Below are 1,970 nucleotides of genomic sequence, written 5' to 3' on the forward strand. Positions count from 1 at the left end.
GTTCGCATGAACATTGCCGACGGTAATGTAGAACTGCAATTTGCACCGCAGGCGATTGCTCCACAACAGTTGAGGCTGGTACTGAGCCATCCGACCAAGGCCGAATTCGACAAGCACATCTTGCTGCTACAAGAGGCTGACGGAATCTTCCGTGGCAATTACGGCGAGGTACAGGAAGGTGTCAACTGGCTCTTGCATCTCTACCCAGATGACAGGGAATGGGGATTGCAGTCACGCTGGTCGCCTTCGAGCAGTGATAACTGGATTGAGTTACGTCCGTAAACTGCCTATCGCGGCAAGACGCCGCTCCTACAAGACACGGCAGAAATGCCGGGGCAATCCTGGGATTGTAGGAGCCCCGTCTCGGGGCGATCCCCTACCAAAGCTGCAACGGCTCCTCCTGCAGGAGCGAAAACTGTTCCCTCAATTCGAGTATATGCTCCTCCCAGTACCTGTCTCCGGTGATGTCAGGGAAGTTCTTCGGGAATGCAGGGTCATGCCATCTCCGCGCAAGCCAGGCAGCATAGTGCATCATACGCAAGGTACGGAACGCCTCGATGAGGCAGATTTCAGATACATTAAAATCATTAAATTCGTTGTAGCCCTCGACAATTTCCGATAGCTGCGCAGTGCGTCGTTCGCGATCTCCTGACAACAACATCCACACATCCTGGATTGCAGGCGCCATGCGTGCATCGTCAAAATCAACAAAGTGTGGAGTTTCATCACGCCACAACAGGTTACCGACATGACAGTCCCCGTGTACACGTATCAGCTTCTGCTGGTGGGGCTGGTAGATCTCGTCGAGTAGTTGCAGCAGGTCGTCCACAAGACTCCTGTAGGGGAGCTTCAATGCCGACGGGATAAACTTCTCGGCGATGAAATCTGCACTCTGGTGACCGAAACTCTTTACGTCAAGAACCGGACGATGCTCAAAGGATCTCAGCGAACCGATATGATGCAGGCGACCAAGCACCTGGCCAATATGAAACAGGTTATCGAGGTTATCGAACTCGGGAGCGCGGCCACCACAACGCGGGTAGAGTGAGAAGCGAAAGCCCTCATGTTCGAACAGCGAGTTGCCACTCCCATCCCTTAGCGGTGCAACAATGGAAATATCACTCTCACTGAGCTCGAAGCAGAAGTTGTGCTCTTCAAGAATCTGTTCATTCGTCCAGCGCCCCGGTCGGTAGAACTTGGCAATCAGCGGTGTCTCTTCTTCAAGTCCGACCTGGTAGACGCGATTCTCGTAGCTGTTGAGTGCAAAGATTCGACCGTCCGACAAGTGATTGAGGCCCTCCACGGCATCGATTATGAAATCCGGTGTCAGCTGATCGAAGGGATGTTCGCCCACATGCTGTTCAACCATTAGGCATTGGCTTCCTGGTCGTTGACTCCAAGCAGGTAGAGAATACTGTCGAGGCCTAATGTTGAAATCGCATGGCGCGCACTCGCCTGGACCAGCGGCTTGGCATGAAAAGCGACACCAAGTCCGGCAATCCCGAGCATTGGCAAATCATTGGCGCCGTCGCCGACCGCGATCGTCTGTTCCATGCTGATACCCAAAGCGCCAGCCATCTTGTGTAACAGCTCGGCTTTTTTCTCGCCGTTGATAATGTCACCGGTGACAATTCCGGTGAGCTTTCCATCGACGATATCGAGTTCGTTAGCCGAGACGCAATCCAGTTCCCAACGCTGCTTCAGGTGATTAGCAAAATAGTTGAAGCCACCTGAAAGAATGCCAATTTTGTAGCCGAGCCGTTTCAGTATTCGCATTAACCGGTCTGCACCCTCAGTAATCGGCAGGCTCTCGGCAATCTCCTGCAGCACAGCCTCATCAAGCCCCTCGAGCGTCGCAAGGCGCTGCCTGAAACTCTCGTCAAAACCGATTTCACCGCGCATTGCGGCCTCGGTGATAGCAGCCACCTGTTCACCTGAATCAGCGCGCTTGGCCAGTTCATCAATCACCT

General features: G+C 53.5%; 3 protein-coding genes. 1 reads left to right on the forward strand and 2 read right to left on the reverse strand.

Going from position 1 to position 1,970, the window contains the following annotated elements:
• On the forward strand, window positions 1-282 hold a 282-nt coding region (locus tag BOW51_RS10295; RefSeq protein ID WP_174564756.1), incomplete at its 5' end, for a FixH family protein.
• A 94-nt stretch (window positions 283-376) separates the two neighbouring features.
• Here BOW51_RS10295 and BOW51_RS10300 read toward each other — a convergent pair.
• Window positions 377-1,369, reverse strand: coding sequence for a serine/threonine protein kinase (locus tag BOW51_RS10300; protein ID WP_078477635.1), 993 nt, complete (start codon window positions 1,367-1,369; stop codon window positions 377-379).
• The coding region (gene serB / locus BOW51_RS10305) for a phosphoserine phosphatase SerB (RefSeq protein WP_078477636.1) at window positions 1,369-1,970 on the reverse strand (602 nt) is incomplete at its 5' end. The genes serB and BOW51_RS10300, both read right to left, overlap by 1 nt.

Source organism: Solemya elarraichensis gill symbiont (genome assembly GCF_002021095.1).
In the GTDB taxonomy this organism is placed as follows: domain Bacteria; phylum Pseudomonadota; class Gammaproteobacteria; order Chromatiales; family Chromatiaceae.

What these genes read in the sequence shown, in the direction of transcription:
- BOW51_RS10300 (WP_078477635.1), bottom strand. Translation starts at nt 1,369, where the DNA reads ATGGTTGAACAGCATGTGGGCGAACATCCCTTCGATCAGCTGACACCG.